A 551-nucleotide genomic window follows, 5' to 3' on the forward strand; every position below is an offset into this window, starting at 1 on the left:
CGACTTTCCAGTACGAACTGGCGGTGGTGGTGCAAGACGGCCTGCGCCGCATGTATGTCGAGCAGGAAGACGTTTATTACTACCTGACGGTGATGAACGAGAACTACGAGCACCCCGAAATGCCGGCGGGTGTCGAGGCCGACATCATCAGGGGGATGTACCAGTTCAAGAAGGGCGTCGAAAACAGCAATGCACCGCGCGTGCAACTGCTGGGTTCGGGCACGATCTTCCGTGAAGTGATTGCCGCTGCCGATCTGCTGAAGAAGGACTGGGGCGTTGAGTCCGACCTGTGGGGCTGCCCGAGCTTTACCGAGCTGGCCCGCGAAGGCAACGCCATCGCACGCTGGAACCTGCTCAACCCGACCGAGCCGCAACGCGAGTCGCACGTCGAGAAGCTGCTCAAGAACGCACGCGGCCCGGTTATCGCATCGACCGACTACGTCCGCACCTTCGCCGAGCAGATCCGCGCCTTCGTGCCGCGTCGCTACGTGGTGCTGGGCACCGACGGCTTCGGCCGTTCGGATACCCGCGAGAAGCTGCGCCACTTCTTC

General features: G+C 62.4%; 1 protein-coding gene. It reads left to right on the top strand.

Annotated elements, in window-relative coordinates:
* Positions 1-551 (top strand): transketolase-like TK C-terminal-containing protein (locus D1614_RS28685; protein ID WP_497006686.1); only part of this gene is annotated, 551 nt, incomplete at both ends.

Origin of the sequence: Maribellus luteus (assembly GCF_003576475.1) — a bacterium.
Taxonomy (GTDB): domain Bacteria; phylum Bacteroidota; class Bacteroidia; order Bacteroidales; family Prolixibacteraceae; genus Draconibacterium; species Draconibacterium luteum.